Origin of the sequence: Paraburkholderia kirstenboschensis (assembly GCF_032806925.1) — a bacterium.
Taxonomy (GTDB): domain Bacteria; phylum Pseudomonadota; class Gammaproteobacteria; order Burkholderiales; family Burkholderiaceae; genus Paraburkholderia; species Paraburkholderia kirstenboschensis.
Genome location: NZ_CP136513.1, coordinates 432,509 through 450,453 on the forward strand (window position 1 = coordinate 432,509; position 17,945 = coordinate 450,453).

Consider the following 17,945-nt stretch of genomic DNA (forward strand, 5'->3'; position numbering starts at 1 on the left):
GCGGAGACAGACGTGACGGCAGTTCAGACATTGGAGAAACTCGGCTTTGGCGTCGACTACGCGCAAGCCGACGTAGTAGTGGTGGGCGGTGGCGGCGCGGCTTCGCGTGCAGCGGTGTCGGCGGCACAGGCCGGTGCGAAGGTCCTCGTGCTGGCAAAGGCGCCGGTCGGGCAGGGCGGCAGCACCGTGCACGGCGCGAGCGAAATCATGAGCATGGGAGCGGCCGGCTATGGCAGCGCCGACGACAGCGCCACGGTGCATTACGAAGACACGATGCGTCCGGCGGGCGGCTTCATCGACCGCGAATTGGTGCGCGTGCTGGCGGAAGACGCACCGAAGCGCATCGCTGACCTGATCAGACTCGGCGTGCCGTTCGACCGCGCCAACGATGGCTATAAACTCATCCGCAGCGACTTCGGCACGTATGCGCGCGCGCTGGGCGTGAAGGGAAAAACAGGCAAAGCCTTCGTGAGCGCGCTCGCGGACGAAGCGAGGAAGCTCGGCGTCGAGACGCGTCAGCCAGCGGCGCTCATCGACCTGTTGCGTGATTCAAGTGGGCGCGTAAGCGGCGTGGTCGCGATGGATCTGGCATCGCGGCGGCTGCTGGTGGTTGCCGCGAACGCCGTTGTGCTTGGCACCGGCGGTGCGCACGGTCTGTTCTCGCAACAAGTCTCGACCGCGGAAATGACCGGCGACGGCCAGGCCATCTGCTTCCGTCACGGCGCCGAACTTGTGAACATGGAGTTCCACCAGTTCGGGCCGGCGATGGTGCACCCTTACGTGCAACTCTTCAGCAAGTCCTGCTTCATTCTGCATCCGAAAATGCTCAATCGCGACGGACATGAATTCCTCGCGGATTACCTGCCGGCAGGCGTGACGCCCGAAGCCGCGATGGACGAGAAAGTGTTCCCCTTCACGATCTCGAACGAATCGCGCTACATCGATATCGCGATTGCAACGGAAATCGCTCAGCGCAGAGGTACGGAGCGCGGTGCGGTGCACTTCTCGTTCGCCGACATTCCGGACGAGCGGTTGGCGGCCACTATTCCGAACACCCTGCGCTGGATGCGCGCGAAGGGACTCGACCCGAAGCGCGATCTGCTCGACGTCGGGATTGCGTTCCAATGCCTGAACGGTGGCGTGCGGATGACGAACACCGACGCGATGTCGACCATCGAGGGGCTGTTCGTAGTGGGGGAACTCGCGGGCGGTGTGCGCGGCCCGGATCGTCCGGGCGGCAACTCGCTTGCCGAAGGTCAGGTTTTCGGTCACCGCGCAGGCGCCGGCGCGGCCGCGTTTGCGCGCGACAGCGGCGCGCCGGGCAAGCACGACGTAGCGCCGCTCGCAACGCGCCTCGGAACAGCGCTAAAACCGAATGCCTCGTTCGACGCTCAACGTATCGCCGCCGATCTGCGCGCGGCGATGCAAGCGCATTGCCTCGTTGAGAAGACGGAGAGCGGTCTGAACATCGCGTTAGCCGCCGTTCGCGAGGCGCGCGCGCAGTTCGCCACGGGGGGCGGTGCCTCGCCGCCGCAAGCGATCGATGCGTTGACGATCGACAACATGGCGACCACTGCCGAAGTCATCTTGCAGGCGTGTATCGAGCGGCGCGAGTCGCGCAGCAGCCACTACCGCACCGACTTTCCCCAGCGCGACGATGCCCGTTTCGGCCACGCGTTGACCATCACGCGTGGTGAGGCCGACCCGTTCCGTCTCGCCTTCGACGTGCTCGATTACCCGCGGGCGGAATTTATGAACGCATCGCATTTGCAGGCGGCACATCATGGATAAGAAGCAAGTCGGCCCGTTGTCGGGCTACCGCATTCTCGATCTCACCGTCATGACCGCTGGTCCGGTGGGTACCGTGCTGCTCGCTGACCTCGGCGCGGACGTGGTCAAAGTCGAGGAGCCAATGGCGGGTGACCTCTCGCGCAAACTGGGCAATCAATTCGTCCACGGCGAAAGCGTGCAGTTCCTCTCGCAAAACCGCAACAAGCGCAGCATCCGCCTCGACCTGAAGTCGCCGAAAGGGCGGGATGCGTTTTTGCGCATGGCGGAGCAGGCGGATGTTGTCGTCGAGAACTTTCGGCCGGGCACGGTGGATCGGCTGGGCATCGGCTACGAGGCCGTCAAGGCGCGCAATCCGAAGATCGTCTACGCCAGCGTGTCGGCGTTCGGACAAAGCGGTCCCTACGCCGCATGGCCCGCGAACGATCCGATCGTGCAGGCAGTGGCCGGTCTCATGGACATGACGGGCGAAGCGGGCGGCAATCCAGTCCGGCTCGGTGCGCCGTTGCCGGACTTCGGCGCGGCGGCGCTGCTGGCGTTTGGGATTTCGGCCGCGTTGCTACATCGCGAACGGCATGGCGAAGGCCAGCGAATCGATACGTCGCTGCTCTCGGCTGCGCTTTTCAGCACCATCCCGCGCGACGGCGAGACGCTGAGAAGCGGCAAAGCGCCGGAGCGTCTCGGCAGCGGGCATCCGACGATGGTGCCGTACCGCAACTATCAGGGCTCCGACGGCCGATATTTCTTTGCGGCCTGCTTCACGGAGAAATTCTGGCAGAACCTTTGCCGCGCGCTGGGCCGCGAAGAATTGCTGAGCGATGAACGCTTCATCGGCAACACCGCGCGAACTGCGAATCGGCATGCACTCGACGTGATCCTCGAGCAGCAATTTCTGCTGCATACCGCGGAATATTGGGTAGCGCATCTGAGCGCCGCGGACGTGCCATGCGCGATCGTGCAGGACTATCACACCGCGCTGACGCAGGACCCGCAGATCGCGCATAACCATGCGGTCGTCGAGATCGAGCATCCGGTCGCGGGGAGGGTGACGAACATCGCGAGTCCGGTGAATTTTCACAGCAGCCCCGTCGCCTACCGCCGTCCGCCGCCTACGCTCGGACAACATACGGTCGAAGTACTTGCCGAATACGGCTTCGGCGACGAGGAGATCGCAGCACTCGAAGGCCGTGAATTAGCCAGTGCCGGAGCGAAGTCATGAAATCGTACACAGCGGATTATGTGATCGTCGGCGCGGGGACGGCGGGCTGCGTGCTCGCAAACCGTCTGACCGAAGATCCAACCGTCAAAGTGATTCTGGTCGAGGCCGGCGAGCGCGATCGTCACCCGTTCATCCACGTGCCGGCAGGCTTCGTGCGATTGCTCGATCATCCCACTGTGACATGGCGCTATCGCACTGAGGCCGACGCCGGGACGAGTGGCCGTGCCATCCTGTTTCCACGGGGACGCGGGCTCGGCGGCTCCAGTGCCATTAACGGCCTGCTGTATGTGCGCCCGTTTGCGGAGGATATCGATAGCTGGGAGCGGGCGGGTGCGAACGGCTGGAACTTCGACAACTGTCTGCCGTTTTACAGCCGCTCGGAAACGTGGACCGAGGGCAGCAGCCCGCAACGAGGCACGCACGGTCCGATCCAGGTCAGCCGCGTGAAGAACCCGCCGGAGATTTGCAGCGCGGTCGTCCAGGCCGCCCAGAAGGCGGGCCTCGATTTCGTCGATGATCCGAACAGCGACACGCGCGGTCCTTCGATCTGGTTCTACCAGCAAACGCGCGACGGACGTCGCCGGTCGAGCGCAGCGCGCGGTTATCTACGGCCGGCAATGGCGCGCCCGAACCTGACGGTAGTGACCGGCCTTCAGGTGTCCGGGCTCGAGATGAACGGCACGCATGTGAGCGGCATTAACGGGACGACGGCCGCGAACATTCCGGTGCAGATCCGCGCGACCCGCGAGGTGATTCTGAGCGCAGGTGTGATCGGCACGCCGAGGCTGCTCGAAATGAGCGGCATCGGCGACAAGGCCGTGCTCGACAATGCAGGCGTTAAAACACGGATCGCGTTGCCGGGCGTGGGCAACAATTTGCAGGACCACTATGTCGTTCGGCTCGGCTATAGGGTGCGGGGTGCCGGTACCGCGAACGAGCGCGCGCACGGACTTGCGCTCGCGCGCGAGATGATGCGCTACGTCGTGTCAGGGACCGGCGTATTGACCTATAGCGCGGCGCTCGTCGGCGGCTTTGCGCAGACGCGCCTCGCCACCCGTCCGGACGTGCAGTTCGTGATCGCGCCCGGCAGTTTTGCCGAGGGACGGATCGGCGTGCTGGAGTCGGAGCCCGGTGTCTCGTGCGGCGTCTGGCAGATGCGCCCGGAAAGCCGTGGGCATGTGCACATCACCAGCAGCGAGATCACGGCGGCGCCGACCATTGCACCGTCATACCTGAGCAGTGAACTCGACCGCAACACGATGGTGGAAGGACTCAAGATTGGCCGGCGGATCTTCGCGCAACCCGAGGTCGCCCGTTATATCGTCGATGAAACCGTACCGGGCCGTCAGGCCGACACCGATGAAGCGCTACTGCAATACGTGCGTGACAACGGCTCGACTGTGTACCACGCGGTTGGCACGTGTCGGATGGGCGAGGACGAAATGAGCGTTGTCGATTCTGAAATGCGGGTGCGCGGAACGACAGGCCTGCGGATCGTCGACGGCTCGGTGATGCCGTCGATAACCTCGACCAACACCAATGCGACGGTGCTAATGCTCGCTGAGCGCGCGGCGGACATGATCCGTTCGCCAATGGCGGCGCACGCGTCGTCGACGTATTCGAAGGAGACGGTATGAAAATCCTGGTGCCAGTCAAGAGAGTGGTCGATTACAACGTGAAGGTTCGAGTCAAGTCGGACGGCACGGGCGTCGACATTGCGAACGTGAAGATGTCGATGAATCCGTTCGACGAAATCGCGGTTGAAGAAGCTGTGCGTCTGAAGGAAGCAGGCGTGGCGACCGAGGTGATCGCGGTGTCGGCCGGGGTCACGCAATCGCAGGAAACGCTGCGCACGGCGCTTGCCATCGGCGCGGATCGCGCGATCCTGATCGAGTCGGCGGAAGAATTGCAGCCGCTGGCGGTCGCCAAGCTGCTGAAGGCGCTGGTCGACAAGGAGCAGCCGCAACTGGTGATTCTCGGCAAGCAGGCCATCGACGACGATTCGAACCAGACCGGTCAGATGCTTGCCGCACTCGCGGGCCTGCCGCAGGCAACGTTCGCGTCGAAGGTTGTCGTGGCCGACGGCAAGGCGACGGTTTCGCGCGAAGTGGATGGCGGTGCGGAAACGCTGTCGCTCACGCTGCCCGCCGTGGTCACCACCGACCTGCGCCTGAACGAGCCGCGCTACGTGACGCTGCCGAACATCATGAAGGCGAAGAAAAAGCCGCTCGAAACGATCAAGCCTGAGGACCTGGGCGTCGATGTCACGCCGCGTCTGAAAACGCTGAAGGTTGTCGAGCCGCCCAAGCGCTCTGCCGGTGTGAAGGTGCCGGATGTGAAGACGCTGGTCGAGAAGCTGAAGACCGAAGCCAAGGTGCTGTGAGCGGCACACGGAGACGAACGAAATGACGAATCTTGTGAATCTTGTAATAGCAGAACACGACAACGCGTCGATCAAGGCCGCGACGCTGCATACGATTGCGGCCGCGCAGAAAGTCGGCGGCGATATTCATGTGCTGGTCGCAGGTCAGAATGCGCAGGCTGCAGCGGATGCGGCGGCGAAGATCGCCGGTGTTTCCAAAGTGCTGCTGGCCGACGCGCCGCAACTGGCCGAAGGGCTCGCTGAAAACATCGAGGCAACGGTGCTGAGCATTGCGAAGGACTACTCGCACATCTTCGCGCCGGCCACCGCCTACGGCAAGAACATCGCGCCGCGCATTGCCGCGAAGCTCGACGTCGCGCAGATCAGCGATATCACCGCGGTCGATTCCGCTGACACGTTCGAGCGCCCGATCTACGCGGGTAACGCCATTGCCACGGTGCAGTCGGCTGATCCAATCAAGGTCATCACAGTACGCACGACGGGCTTCGATGCAGTTGCCGCCGAAGGCGGCAGCGCGACGATAGAGAAGATCGAAGCAGCCGCGGACGCGGGCATCTCGCAGTTCGTCAGCCGTGAAGTGACGAAGCTGGATCGTCCGGAACTGACGTCGGCGAAGATCATCGTTTCGGGCGGGCGCGGCCTGGGCAACGGCGAGAACTACACGAAGGTTCTCGAGCCGCTGGCTGACAAGCTGAACGCGGCGCTGGGTGCATCGCGTGCGGCGGTGGACGCGGGCTTCGTGCCGAACGACTATCAGGTCGGCCAGACCGGCAAGATCGTCGCGCCGCAACTGTACGTGGCCGTCGGCATCTCGGGCGCGATCCAGCATCTCGCGGGCATGAAGGACAGCAAGGTGATCGTTGCGATCAACAAGGATCCGGAGGCGCCGATTTTCAGCGTCGCCGACTATGGTCTCGTGGGTGATCTGTTCACGGCCGTGCCTGAACTTCGCGATGCGTTAAAGTAGCTAAGCCCTCATCGCTCACACGACGGAGGTTGCAGCTAAGTGCGCCAGTATCCGAGATGCATGAATGGAACCGGTACTTTCAAGGTATTGATATCTACAACGCTGACGCGGGCAAGCAGTCCGATGATCGGTTCACCGGACCCAACACGAGGCGCACGAGGCCCGCGAGCAGCAGCAGGGTAACGCAACGGAAGCGGGAAGCGGTCAACGCCCACAAGGCCGCCACGAAGTTCCGGCGCGTCGGCGCGGACATCCTTGTGCCGCTCGCGGACGTGCCGGGCGGGTGCCTGAACCGGCCTCGCACTAATCGCAGAGGTCACCTGGCGTACAATCGTTCAGCCGTGCGGGGACGCCACGGCCATTCATAAGTGAGTCGTCAGTGGCGGGTGGCGTCGACACGTGCCTGCCAAACCGCCGTGAACAGGCCCGGCTATTCCGGGCCCGGCAGCGCAGCGGAGAGAGAGCACATGCCCGCTCATATAACGCCCAACCAGCTCATCCAGTTCATCATTCCAGGCATCACGCTTGTCTTTTCGCTCAGCTTTGCATGTGCATGGGCGTACGACAAGCGGCTGCGGTATCTGCTCTTTCTCGCCGCCTCGTTCTTTGCATTTGCTTTAGGGTCCACCGTACAGATTGCGCACTTGCCGGATGAATGGCGATCGAACGCACTCATTTCGGCGAGCTTTTACGTGGCCAGCACACAACTGCTCGCAGAGAGCATCTTACGCAGAGCCGCGCTTCATTTTCGCGTGACAACGCATGCGTTAATTTTCACGCTCTTGATGGGAGGCATGTATTACTTCTCCTACGTAGCGTCGAATCTGCTCGTGCGCATTTATATTCTTAATCTCAGCGCCGGACTGTTAATGTTGTTTTGCGCGGTCCGGTTTAGAAAGCGCTGCAACGGCCGCACGATCAATCACATTCTTTTCTGGGTGCTTCTTATCTGCGGCGCCAGCTTTTTCATCAGGACGCCGCTCACAGTCGCTCAGCCGTTGCCTCACAGCAGTGCGCCTTTCGCACAGACCCTCTTCTGGGTTTTGCTTCAGTTGTCGCTCGCATTGATGGGCGCTGTATTAGGCATCGTCCTGCTGGCCGTCGCGATGTCGGATGTAATCGACCGGCTGGTTCTCGAACGGGACTTCGATTCGCTGACAGAAACGCTGAACCGGCGCGCATTCGAACGCCTCGCGTTGCATCGCGTTGCGGATAGAAAAAGCTATCCGCTTGCACTGCTCGCTTTCGATATCGACAACTTCAAATCCATCAACGATCGCTACGGACATGCTGCCGGCGATGCGGTCCTGCGTGAGTTCGGCGCGATCCTGCGCGCGGCGGTGCGCGAGAAAGACGTGGTGGGCCGGATCGGCGGCGAAGAGTTCTTGCTGCTGCTGCCGGGGACCGACGGGGAATTCGCGTACCGCATTGCCGAGCGCTTGCGTACCGTGCTGGAGTCTTCGCGCTTCGACGAGATCGACGCAACGCTGCGCGTCACGACAAGTGCCGGCATTGCACGGTATCGGCCGGGTGAGGACGTCGCGGCAATGCTCGCGCGCGCCGATCATCTGCTCTACGCCGCGAAGCGCGCAGGGCGGAACCGGGTGGTCACCGAGTCATCGGGCCAGACGTTGGACGCCTCGGCGCTCGATATAGCGTGATCGCCCGGAACGCGCAATAGCACGCCGCTCGAATTGCAAGCCCGGCTCACTCGTGGCCCGACTGATTGTTGTTCGCTGCAGCGTCGGCGTTGCTGAGAATGCGCAGCCACTCCGTCACAGCGGATCGGGGCCAGAATGCCCCGCGGAGCCTCGCGACAGGCCACATAACGGTGCACGGCAGGAGCGGTCGTCGAAACGGCACTGACAGCATGGAGACGTCTCGCAGCACAGCAACCTCGTGCCGGTTTCTAGCTCCGGACGCCGCTTTTAAATAGATCGCGACAGTAAGCAGAAATGCGTCCAGAATGAGTAGGAGAGCGGCCTCTTCCCTGGCCGCCGAAACGGGGGAGCAAAATGGCAAAAGGTCAACTGCGTAGTAACCGCGAGGCGAAGAAGCCGAAACAGCCCAAGAAGTCGCCATCACCCGGAACGGATCTGTTCAGGACGCCTGTCTCGAAGGCTTCCGCACCGAGTGCTGTGGCAAAGAAAAAGTAACAGCACGCGCACGTGGCGGGTAGGCGCTTTGCCCTATGTGCGTGCGCGCATTTCGACAAGGTGTACGAGATCCAGGTAGAAGCAGCGTCGCTGCGATTTCACGTGCACCTTGTTTTCTCTTTTAGCGGGTCGCGATCCGCAGTCTGTCATCATGGATTGCTCAGTCCATTCACGCGACGCAACCGGTTTCGCTGCACGATCGGCAGAGACGTTTTCGGATGAGGCGTTCGACCTTCCGCTACAAGCAAGCTCACGCTTGAGTCGGGAACAGCCGCATTTACGGTGTGCAAGCCGACTTCCACCCGACCCACGTCACCGCCGGCAACCGGCATCCCGGGCGCGCAGAGCGTCACGCGCTTTTTCTATGAAAGGATGGTCCGATGAAACTTCGCGTGGGCTATGAGTTGGTCTATGAGTGCGCGCAGCCGACACCAATGATGTTGATGCTGAACACACACTTTTCGCACGCTCAGGACGTGCTGTCCGCCGATCTGCTGGTCGTGAATCCGCCGGTGGCGATCACGCAGTATCGCGATGGCTTCGGCAATTTGTGCAGCCGCCTCGTCGCGCCGCAAGGGTTGATTTCGCTGTCGACGAGCGCGCTGCTCAACGTCCCGGATCAACCGGAGACGCGTGGGCCGTTTGACTATCAGCATGCCGTCGAAGCGCTCCCGGACGAATGTCTCGCATTTCTGCTCGGCAGCCGTTATTGCGAAACGGATCTCCTTTCCGACATTGCGTGGAAACTATTTTCGAACACGCCGCCCGGCGGTGCCCGGGTTCAGGCGATTTGCGACTACGTGCACCGCCATATTACGTTCGGCTACGAATTCGCGCGCCCGACCAAAACCGCGTTCGATGCATGGCAGGAACGCAACGGCGTCTGTCGCGATTTCGCTCATCTGGCTGTGGCGCTGTGCCGTGCAATGAATATTCCGGCACGCTACTGCACGGGCTATATCAGCGATGTCGGTGTGCCGCCGCCCTGGAGTACGATGGATTTTGCGGCCTGGTTCGAAGCCTATGTCGGCGGCTCATGGCAAACTTTCGATCCGCGCAATAACGTGCCGCGTATTGGTCGTGTACTGATGGCGCGTGGCCGCGATGCCGCCGACGTAGCAATCAGCAACACGTTCGGCCCGACGAAGCTCATAAAATTCGACGTTCATTGCGCACCGGAATGACTGCGGGCGGTTCGGGCCGAGTCTAGGAAGAGGCAGTCGACTTCGGTCCGACGCGCCGAGCGGGACATGGCAAATGGAGCCAGTTGCTGAACTACAGCGGTCGAAGCCGCACCGCATTTCGCACCAACATGTCGACACGAAGCACGGTACGGCCGCTGTCAGCGCTACCGGAGGGTAGGTCGGTAGCGCACGTGCAAGCCATCTTTGAACGGTGTCGTTCATGGACCATTCATCGGCTCACCGCCGCGACGCCTTGCGAGGACATGGGTCATCGGGCGGAGCTAGCTGCCTTGATAAATGTCGCAAGACAAGCCAACTATACAAACGCCCCCGTTTCGCGCTCTGCCGCTGGCGGTCGATCCGCTGGGCTGCGATCCGAGAGAGTCGTACCCGCCCGACGCTGCCGCAGGTTGCGACATGGTCGTGCCTGATCCCTGGCTATTCTGGACCGGCTGGTCAGTTTGCGAATACGCGAGACCCGATGCAGCGGACATCACCGTGGCAACCAGCATTGAAGAAAAAGAAACTTTCATTTTTAACCTCAGTTTGAAGCACGATCCGGTATAGATCGATAGGATCACGAATCGAACCGTGTAGGTTGAACAACATACCTTCCTTTGACCCCTTTATGCCGCAATTGCCTATTGCGTGTCGATTGTTACAAGATGCAGCGTCGCTGCTCATGATCCTAATGACTCGCTTGCTGTTGGCCATAAGTCGACTCCCAACCACCGCCGAGTACCTTGCATAGCGTGATGAGATTAGTGGCTGCGTTCGCCTTGCTATGTTCAAGATTACTCTGTGCGTCGAGCAACTGCTTCTGCACGTTGAGCACGTCGAGGAAATCGACGGCTCCTGCTTTGTACCGTTGCTCAACGGGACGGCATAATGCCTGCGCGGACTGTGTTCGATTGAACACATCAGGTGCAGGGGCCTCTGCACGCTGGAAGTTGGGCCCGACCAGACACCCGTTGCGCGCAAAGCACACCAACACAGCCAATGCCGGTGTACGCATGGAAAACTCGCACGCGTTCATTTGAGGTCTGCTCCCTTGGTCGACACGTCGGCGGGCTTGTCGACAGCGACCTCAGTTTCGCCGGAAAGCCCCACGCTCAATGCAGATGCCGCTTGCTGACCCGGTCGATGCTGATCTTGACCGGCACACGCTGCACCACTTTCGTGATGTTGCCGGTCGCGTTGTCGGGCGCGATGTGCGCAAAGCTGACGCCGGTAGCGGGCGCAAACTGCCGATATGACCTCGTACAACGACGCCCGTAAAACTGTCGACCTTGATGCGCACTGTAGCTCGCGGGCGCATTCTTGCAAGCTCGTTTTCCTGAAAGTTCGCGACGACATACGCATGCGAAAGCGGTCCACCTCTTCCCGCTGACGCTTTCGACGAGATCAATCGGATCGAAACCAGGCAGAGGTTCAACGCCATGGCCACCAGGAACAGGACATGCCGAACATCACCCAACCGTTGATGTATCGGTCCACTGCCGGCCACTCTGGCGTGCGTACCGGCTGCCGCACGGTCAGGAAGGAGAAGGGCCGGAGCACGCCTCCGCGCGGCCGTTGTATCCGTTCCCCGCGAAGGAGATCAGCGCGCAGTTGCGGCGCTATCCGAATCTGAAGAGCGTGGTGTGTTGTCAGGAAGAGTCGAAGAACCAGGGTGCGTGGAGCTTTGTAATGGAACAACTGCTGGAGATAGTGCAAGCGCCCGCCGCGCTACGTTACATTGGACCGGAGGCAACGGCATCGACTGCACCCGGTTACCGGTCGATGCACGTTACTCGCCAGGAAAAGTATCTGCACGCAGCTATTGATGGGTGAACGGGGCGGCGAGCGTGAATCAGAGACACGGTTCTGACTTCACTCACGCCCCAATCGCACGAATCGATCCAGGTGATGATCCTCATCTCCAAGCTGATGATCGATCATCACAAGCCGCTTTGCATAATGAGCGAGCGGCAACTCCCACGTCATGCCTATGCCGCCGTGCAGCTGAATGCACTCTTGCGCGACCAGTGCGCCGATCCTGCCGATGCTGTACTTCGCCGCCGACACCGCGCGCTCCCGCACCGTGCGTTGCCCACTGAGCGCCGCTGCGGCATTGACTACTGCCGAACGAGCCTGCTCGATTTCCAGTAGCATGTCGGCCATTCTGTGTTGCAGCGCCTGGAAGCTGCCTATCGCCACGCCGAACTGCTTGCGCGTGCGCAGGTAGTCGAGCGTGTAGTCTTTCGCGACGTCCATCGCGCCGACGGCCTCTGCACACAACGCGAGCACACCACATGCAATCGCATATTCGAGCGTCGTAAAGGCCGCGCCTTCCGCGCCAAGCAGCGATTCTTCGCCGAGCGTGACATTGTCGAACGTGACTTCGGCCGCACGTCCGCCGTCGATCTTCGGATAGCCTCGCACGCTGACGCCCGCTGCGTCCCGAGGCACGAGAAAGAGCGTTATGCCATCCTCTGAATCGTCGTCGCCGTCGGTCCGCGCGGACACGAGGAAGAGGGCAGCGTGCTCACCGTTCTGCACCACCGCTTTGGCGCCGTTCAATTGCCACGCGTTGCCCTTGCGTTGCGCGCGCGTGGTTACACGCGAGAGTTCGTAATGACCGCCGGGTTCACCGTGCGCGAGTGCGGCGATGCGCGAGCCGTCGATCAATTCGCCCAGCAGGCCCCGTTGCGTGTCGTTGCCGTTTCGTGCGACGGCTTGGCCCACAATAAGCGTATCGAGGAACGGTTCGACCACGAGGCCGCGGCCCAGGCTCTCGAACACCACCGCGATATCGAATCCGCCTCCACCAAAGCCGCCGTTCGCTTCATCGAAGAGGGCGCCGATAATGCCCAGCTCTGCGAAGCGAGTCCACAATTCAGCGCTATAGCCTTGAGGAGAACGGGCGATCCTGTCGCGGGTCTCGAAGCCGTATTGCTCGCTGACGAAGCGGTTCAGCGTATCGGCAAGCATGCGTCGATCTTCGGTATGCTGGAAATTCATGACGTGCGCCTCCTACAGTCCGAGGATCATTTTGGAAATGATGTTCTTCTGGATTTCATTTGAGCCGCCGAAAATCGACAGCTTGCGGTTGTTGAAATACAGCGAAGCCGCGCTCGCCGCTTCTTCGGGACCGACCGGTGCGCCTTGATAGCCGTCGTGCAATGCTTCTTCGATGAACGGCTGCGCATACGGCCCCATCGCGCGGCGCGTCAGCGACGAGATTTCCTGGCGAATCTCCGTGCCGCGAATCTTCAGCATCGAACTTTCGGCACCCGGCACGCCGCCACCGGCTACTGCCGCAATCACACGCAGGTTGGTCGTTTTCATGTTCTCCAGATCGATTTCGACGCGTGCCATGCGCGCCGCGAACAACGGGTCTTCGCAAAGCGGCCGGCCATTGCGCTGCTCTTTCGCCGCAATCTTGCGCAGCCGGTTGAACGCCGCGACGGAGAAACCGACGCCCGCGATATTCGTACGCTCGTACGTGAGCAGATATTTGGCGTAAGTCCAGCCCTTGTTTTCTTCACCGACCAGGTTCGCAGCCGGCACTCGCACGTCAGTAAAGAACACTTCGTTCACTTCATGCTCGCCATCGAGCGTAATGATCGGCCTGACTTCGACGCCCGGCGTATTCATATCGATCAGCAGGAAGCTGATGCCTTCCTGCTTGCGCACGTCGGTTGCCGTGCGCACGAGACAGAAAATCACGTTCGCGTAATGGCCGAGCGTGGTCCAGGTCTTCTGTCCGTTCACGATGTAGTGCTCGCCGTCCGCGTCGATGCCGCGCACGGCAGTGGTCTTGACCGAAGCGAGATCGGACCCTGCGCCGGGTTCGGAGTAGCCTTGGCACCACCAATCGGAACCATCGAGAATACGCGGCAGCCAGTGCCGCTTCTGCGCGTCATTGCCGTATCTGATCAACACTGGCCCGAGCATGTTGACGCCGAACGGCACGATGCGCGGCGCTCCGGCCAGCGCACATTCGTTTTCGAAGATGAACTTCTGCACCGCGTTCCAACCGGGTCCGCCGTACTCTGCCGGCCAGTGATTCGCGAGCCAGCCGCGCTCGTTCAGAATCGCATGCCATCCGGCCATGTCGTCGCGCGTGAGGCGCCGGCCGCCATGCACCTTGTCAGCGAGGTGCTGCGGAAGTTTGTCGCGCAAGAACGCAAGCACCTCGGCACGAAAGGCTTCTTCTTCGGGTGTGAAGTTCAGATCCATGGCGGTTCCTTCGTGATGGTCAACGGCTGCGCTAAAGATCGAGCCGCGTCATGCCGTCTGGTTGAGGCTCGCAAAATCCGCGCCGCGCTCGACCAGTTCAATCAGCAAGGGCGACGCTCGCCAGAACAACGGGTCTTCTTTCGCAAATTCGCGGATGTCCGCGAGAATGCGCGGCAGGCCAACCATGTCCGCGTATTTCATCGGGCCACCGCGATAACGCGGGAAACCGTAGCCGTATAAAAAGGTCACGTCGACGTCGAGCGGTCGGAGAGCAATCCGTTCATGCACGACATTCGCTCCTTCATTGATCATCGCGGCCATGTAGCGGCGAATGATCTCGTCGTCGGAGAATTCGCGCGGGGTGATGCCGGCTCGGACACGCTCGGCGTCGATGATCGCCTCGACTTCCGGATCGGGCTGGCCGCTGCGCGATCCTTCGGGGTACAGATAAAAGCCGCGTCCCGTTTTCTGGCCAAGCCAGCCGCGCTCGCACAGACGGTCGGCAATCTGCACATAGCGCGCCGCCGGATTGCGCGTCGCTGCGCGCCGTTTGCGCGCTGCCCACCCGATGTCACCGCCGGCGAGGTCCACCACTTGAAACGGTCCCATCGGGAAGCCGAACGCGCGTACTGCGGCGTCGATCTGATACGGTGACGCGCCGTCTTCAATCATTGCGTCGGCGGCACTGCGATACACGGCGAGAATGCGATTGCCGATAAAGCCGTCGCACACGCCCGCGCGTACCGGCGTCTTGCGCAGCTTCTTTGCAAGCTCGAATGCAGTGGCGACTACGTCGGCGCTGACGGCTTTCGGCACGACTACTTCGAGCAGCTTCATGATGTTGGCCGGCGAGAAGAAGTGCAGACCGATCACATCGGCGGGGCGTGAGATGCTGGCCGCGATCGCGTCGATGTCCAGATACGACGTGTTGGTTGCGAGCACGGCGCCCGGCTTGCAGACGCGGTCGAGTTCGGCAAACACGGCCTGCTTGACCGACAGGTCTTCGAACACGGCCTCGATCACGAGATCTGCGTTGGCGAGGGCATCGTATGAAGTACTGCCGGTCCAGCGCGCCATGAGTTGGGCCTTTTTGTCCGCGCTCATGCGGCCCTTCGCAATCAGGCCGTCATAGACCTTTTCGATGTGCGCGCGGCCCCGAGCGAGCGATGCTTCGTCGCGCTCGATCATCGTCACGGGCAAGCCCGCGTCGAGCACTGCGACGGCAATGCCCGCACCCATCGTGCCGCCGCCGACGACGCCGACTGCGTTCAGCGCACGCGGCTTCGTGTCGCGCGTCTCGGGCGCTTTCAGCACTTCGCGCTCCGCAAAGAACGCGTGAACGAGGCCCGCGCGCTGCGGACTGTCGAGGCATTCGAGAAAGAGTTGGCGTTCGCGGCGTAAGCCGTCTTCGAAAGGCTGCGTGATCGCCGCCTCGACCGCATCGACGATCTTTAGCGGTGAAAACAGACCGCGAGATTTTTTCGCGGTCTCGGCGCGCGCCGTAGCGACTTCAGCCTGGCTCGCGGCGCTGTCACTCAACGCAGCGGCGTCACGCGTGCGGCGCACTGGTGCATGGCCGGCAAGCAATTCGTGAACATACGCGAGCCCTTCCGCGAGGATGTCCTCGCTGCCGCCAAGCCGGTCGACGAGACCTAACGCCAGTGCTTCCTGCACGTTCGCATGGCGACCGCTCAGCATCAGGTCAAGCGCCGCCTGCGCGCCGATCAGGCGCGGCGTGCGTTGCGTGCCGCCCGCGCCGGGCAGCAACCCGAGTTGCACTTCGGGCAAGCCGAGCTTCGCGCCGTCGACGGCGATCCGGTAATGCGCGGCGAGCGCCACTTCGAGACCGCCGCCGAGCGCCGCACCGTGAATCGCCGCGACGACTGGTTTCGTACACGCTTCAATCCGGTTGCACACGTCCGGCAGCGACGGCGGCACCGGCGGCTTGCCGAACTCGCGAATATCCGCGCCGGCAATGAAGTTGCGGCCCGCGCCGACAATCAGCACGGCTTGCACCGAACGGTCGCTATCGGCGGCTTCGATCGCGGCCAGTAGCCCGCGCCGCACGTCGGCGGACAGCGCGTTGACGGGCGCGTGATCGATCGTGACGAGCAGCACCTTGCCACGCAATTCGCGGGTCACGACGTCGGTTGAAGTGGTGAGGGTCATGACGTGTCGTCTCCTGGCTGATTGTCTGGGCGCGCCGGCGGCATACCGCGCCTGCGAATTGTTCTGATTGTGGAGTGGTCAAGGTTCATTGACAATCACATGAACGGTTGACAGACTGTCAAAATAACTTTGACAAAGGCACAGTTGTGGACGTCCATTCGCTGACTTTGCTGGTGGAGATACTCGACGCAGGTAACTTGAGCGAGGCGGCGAGGCGCCTGAAAATGAGCCGCGCGAACGTGAGCTATCACCTGAACCAGCTCGAACGCTCGGTGGGTTTGCAACTCGTTCGACGGACCACGCGCCGCGTCGAACCCACGGAGATCGGTCTTCAGCTATATGAGCACGGCCGCGCGATTCAGAACGCGCTGCTGGCCGCGCGCGAATCGGTGACGACCCTTGGGCAAAGCCTGCAGGGGCGAGTGCGCCTGAGCGTGCCGAGCGGTTATGGTCAACTCGTCATGTCCGAGTGGCTGATTGAATTCAAGCGTCGCTATCCGGGCATCGTGCTCGATGTGTTGTTTGAGAACCGCGTGGAAGATCTGATGCGCGACGAAGTGGACATTGCCGTGCGGGTCATGTCCGAGCCGCCGCAAAATCTCGTGGCGCGCGACATGGGGCCGGTTAGGTACGTTGCATGTGCCTCACGCGCGTTCGCCGAAAACCATGGCATGCCTATGCAACTCGACGATCTGCGCACCACGCCGTTGATTACGGCGGCGGTCGTGGGCCGTCAATTGCGCGTTGCCGCGTATCTCGGCGACGAACGCCATGAGGTGCTGCTTGAACCGACCATCATCTCCGAGAACTTTCTGTTTCTGCGGCAAGCGGTGCTCGCGGGACTAGGCGTCGGCATCTTGCCGGATTATGTGGTTCACGATGACCTGAAACGCGGCGATGCCGTGACCACGCTCGACGAATGGCGCCTGAGCATCTTCGGTACGAACATGTACATGCTCTACATGCCGAACCGGCATCACACTCGCGCGGCGGCAACTTTCATCGAATTCATTCTGGCGCAGGCACGAGCAAGCGGAAGAGGCGGCGCTTCGTAGCCCGCGCGTTTGCGGCCGACCACAATTGCCCCTTCACGTAGCTGTCGCGAGTATGCTGTGAAAAAAGAGCGTGCACGCGCCGTGCGACAGTACGCCAAGAACGTAAAGAACGTCAGCGGAGACCGGAATGAAGTGGACAATCGCATTTCTCGTCGTGCTCGCAAGCATCATCGTCGCAATGCTGATCGCGCGCTTGCCCACGGAGCAGGCTATTCGCCTTGCAGGTTATGCAGCGACAGCGGCGCTTGCTGCGCTCGTGAGTTACGTGATTCGCCGGCGCGGCAATCGTGCGCGTAAAACGAGGCGCGTGGGATAACCGGCGCCGAGCCGAGAGCTTGCAGCGGGCCGCCCGCTACATGCTACGATGCTCCGCTCATTGCGCAGCATGTCGGAGATCAGATGCGTCCAGAGAGTGCCGCCCGTTTCGATGAAGAGTTCGCGCCTCGCATTGCCGAGGCCATCACTGCGTGCTTCGCTACCACCGTGCACACGGAAGTGTTCCCATATGAAGGCCCTGGCCGTCCCACGCGTTTGCGCATTCATGCCGCGCCGCTCGAGCATATCGCCCAATTCGCGCATCCGTTGAATCTATATCTCACGTGGGACAGCGACGAGATCGAGCGGCTCATGAAAGAAGAAGGGCAGGCGCGCTTCTCTCGCTATCTGGCTGCGCTGCCGCGAAAGCTGGCGGCGTGGCGTCATGCGCGCGAACTCGATTTTCTTTCGCATACGCAGGCCGAGCCGGTGGCACTGATCGGCGGGCTCGACTTCGAGTCGTGAGCCCGCGCCACCGGCTTTTT

General features: G+C 61.8%; 15 protein-coding genes and 2 pseudogenes. 12 read left to right on the forward strand and 5 right to left on the reverse strand.

Features of this window, described 5'->3' with window-relative positions:
• The first annotated feature begins 12 nt into the window (after positions 1-12).
• The 8 genes from RW095_RS24620 (at position 13) to RW095_RS24655 (ending at position 10,264) form a co-directional block, all read left to right on the forward strand.
• Complete coding sequence (locus RW095_RS24620) at positions 13-1,791, forward strand: FAD-dependent oxidoreductase (protein ID WP_317021525.1); 1,779 nt, start codon at positions 13-15, stop codon at positions 1,789-1,791.
• The gene (locus RW095_RS24625; protein WP_317021526.1) at positions 1,784-3,007 is read left to right on the forward strand and encodes a CaiB/BaiF CoA transferase family protein; all 1,224 of its coding nucleotides are present in this window, start codon (positions 1,784-1,786) and stop codon (positions 3,005-3,007) included. The genes RW095_RS24620 and RW095_RS24625 overlap by 8 nt, the downstream gene beginning before the upstream one ends.
• Entirely contained in the window at positions 3,004-4,644 is a 1,641-nt protein-coding gene (locus tag RW095_RS24630; RefSeq protein WP_317021527.1) for a GMC family oxidoreductase, read from the forward strand. The genes RW095_RS24625 and RW095_RS24630 overlap by 4 nt, the downstream gene beginning before the upstream one ends.
• A complete protein-coding gene (locus tag RW095_RS24635; protein WP_317021367.1) occupies positions 4,641-5,390 on the forward strand; it encodes an electron transfer flavoprotein subunit beta/FixA family protein in 750 nt (249 codons plus the stop codon). Before RW095_RS24630 ends, RW095_RS24635 begins: the two co-directional genes overlap by 4 nt.
• Positions 5,391-5,412: 22 nt before the next feature.
• On the forward strand, positions 5,413-6,357 hold the full coding sequence (locus RW095_RS24640) for an electron transfer flavoprotein subunit alpha/FixB family protein (protein WP_317021528.1): 945 nt from the start codon (positions 5,413-5,415) through the stop codon (positions 6,355-6,357).
• Between the two features lie 467 nt (positions 6,358-6,824).
• Positions 6,825-8,018 carry a GGDEF domain-containing protein gene (locus RW095_RS24645; protein WP_317021529.1) on the forward strand — a complete coding sequence of 398 codons (1,194 nt, stop codon included), beginning with the start codon at positions 6,825-6,827 and terminating at the stop codon, positions 8,016-8,018.
• Between the two features lie 875 nt (positions 8,019-8,893).
• Positions 8,894-9,697: a transglutaminase-like domain-containing protein gene (locus RW095_RS24650; protein WP_317021530.1), complete on the forward strand. Its 804-nt coding sequence runs from the start codon at positions 8,894-8,896 to the stop codon at positions 9,695-9,697.
• Between the two features lie 297 nt (positions 9,698-9,994).
• Positions 9,995-10,264, forward strand: a complete 270-nt coding sequence (locus tag RW095_RS24655) for a hypothetical protein (RefSeq protein WP_317021531.1) — start codon at positions 9,995-9,997, stop codon at positions 10,262-10,264.
• Positions 10,265-10,385: 121 nt separating this feature from the next.
• Here RW095_RS24655 and RW095_RS24660 read toward each other — a convergent pair.
• Together RW095_RS24660 and RW095_RS24665 are read right to left on the reverse strand one after the other, a co-directional pair.
• Positions 10,386-10,571 (reverse strand): annotated as a pseudogene (locus RW095_RS24660) (TolC family protein); the annotation flags it as partial.
• 158 nt (positions 10,572-10,729) lie between these two features.
• Positions 10,730-11,069 (reverse strand): annotated as a pseudogene (locus RW095_RS24665) (HlyD family secretion protein); the annotation flags it as partial.
• 203 nt (positions 11,070-11,272) lie between these two features.
• Between RW095_RS24665 and RW095_RS24670 the strand changes: the two are divergent.
• Positions 11,273-11,530 carry a hypothetical protein gene (locus tag RW095_RS24670; protein ID WP_317021532.1) on the forward strand — a complete coding sequence of 86 codons (258 nt, stop codon included), beginning with the start codon at positions 11,273-11,275 and terminating at the stop codon, positions 11,528-11,530.
• Between the two features lie 39 nt (positions 11,531-11,569).
• Here RW095_RS24670 and RW095_RS24675 read toward each other — a convergent pair whose 3' ends face one another.
• From RW095_RS24675 to RW095_RS24685, 3 genes are read right to left on the reverse strand one after another with little or no spacing between them, the layout of a single operon-like run.
• Complete coding sequence (locus RW095_RS24675; protein WP_317021533.1) at positions 11,570-12,700, reverse strand: acyl-CoA dehydrogenase family protein; 1,131 nt, start codon at positions 12,698-12,700, stop codon at positions 11,570-11,572.
• A 12-nt stretch (positions 12,701-12,712) separates the two neighbouring features.
• The gene (locus RW095_RS24680; protein ID WP_317021534.1) at positions 12,713-13,921 is read right to left on the reverse strand and encodes an acyl-CoA dehydrogenase family protein; all 1,209 of its coding nucleotides are present in this window, start codon (positions 13,919-13,921) and stop codon (positions 12,713-12,715) included.
• Positions 13,922-13,969: 48 nt separating this feature from the next.
• Positions 13,970-16,090 (reverse strand): 3-hydroxyacyl-CoA dehydrogenase NAD-binding domain-containing protein, encoded by a 2,121-nt coding sequence (locus RW095_RS24685; RefSeq protein ID WP_317021535.1) that lies wholly within the window; start codon positions 16,088-16,090, stop codon positions 13,970-13,972.
• Between the two features lie 146 nt (positions 16,091-16,236).
• Here RW095_RS24685 and RW095_RS24690 point away from each other — a divergent pair, with 146 nt between their 5' ends.
• The 3 genes from RW095_RS24690 to RW095_RS24700 all read left to right on the forward strand — a co-directional run bounded on the left by RW095_RS24690 (position 16,237) and on the right by RW095_RS24700 (position 17,925).
• Positions 16,237-17,145: a LysR family transcriptional regulator gene (locus RW095_RS24690; RefSeq protein ID WP_128595475.1), complete on the forward strand. Its 909-nt coding sequence runs from the start codon at positions 16,237-16,239 to the stop codon at positions 17,143-17,145.
• 127 nt (positions 17,146-17,272) lie between these two features.
• Positions 17,273-17,461: a hypothetical protein gene (locus RW095_RS24695; protein ID WP_088174822.1), complete on the forward strand. Its 189-nt coding sequence runs from the start codon at positions 17,273-17,275 to the stop codon at positions 17,459-17,461.
• A gap of 83 nt (positions 17,462-17,544) precedes the next feature.
• A complete protein-coding gene (locus RW095_RS24700) occupies positions 17,545-17,925 on the forward strand; it encodes a DUF5594 family protein (protein WP_317021536.1) in 381 nt (126 codons plus the stop codon).
• The last annotated feature ends 20 nt before the right edge of the window (positions 17,926-17,945 follow it).

What these genes read in the sequence shown, in the direction of transcription:
- RW095_RS24625 (WP_317021526.1), top strand. Translation starts at nt 1,784, where the DNA reads ATGGATAAGAAGCAAGTCGGCCCGTTGTCGGGCTACCGCATTCTCGAT.
- RW095_RS24630 (WP_317021527.1), top strand. Translation starts at nt 3,004, where the DNA reads ATGAAATCGTACACAGCGGATTATGTGATCGTCGGCGCGGGGACGGCG.
- RW095_RS24635 (WP_317021367.1), top strand. Translation starts at nt 4,641, where the DNA reads ATGAAAATCCTGGTGCCAGTCAAGAGAGTGGTCGATTACAACGTGAAG.
- RW095_RS24640 (WP_317021528.1), top strand. Translation starts at nt 5,413, where the DNA reads ATGACGAATCTTGTGAATCTTGTAATAGCAGAACACGACAACGCGTCG.
- RW095_RS24645 (WP_317021529.1), top strand. Translation starts at nt 6,825, where the DNA reads ATGCCCGCTCATATAACGCCCAACCAGCTCATCCAGTTCATCATTCCA.
- RW095_RS24650 (WP_317021530.1), top strand. Translation starts at nt 8,894, where the DNA reads ATGAAACTTCGCGTGGGCTATGAGTTGGTCTATGAGTGCGCGCAGCCG.
- RW095_RS24655 (WP_317021531.1), top strand. Translation starts at nt 9,995, where the DNA reads ATGTCGCAAGACAAGCCAACTATACAAACGCCCCCGTTTCGCGCTCTG.
- RW095_RS24675 (WP_317021533.1), bottom strand. Translation starts at nt 12,700, where the DNA reads ATGAATTTCCAGCATACCGAAGATCGACGCATGCTTGCCGATACGCTG.
- RW095_RS24680 (WP_317021534.1), bottom strand. Translation starts at nt 13,921, where the DNA reads ATGGATCTGAACTTCACACCCGAAGAAGAAGCCTTTCGTGCCGAGGTG.
- RW095_RS24685 (WP_317021535.1), bottom strand. Translation starts at nt 16,090, where the DNA reads ATGACCCTCACCACTTCAACCGACGTCGTGACCCGCGAATTGCGTGGC.
- RW095_RS24695 (WP_088174822.1), top strand. Translation starts at nt 17,273, where the DNA reads ATGAAGTGGACAATCGCATTTCTCGTCGTGCTCGCAAGCATCATCGTC.
- RW095_RS24700 (WP_317021536.1), top strand. Translation starts at nt 17,545, where the DNA reads ATGCGTCCAGAGAGTGCCGCCCGTTTCGATGAAGAGTTCGCGCCTCGC.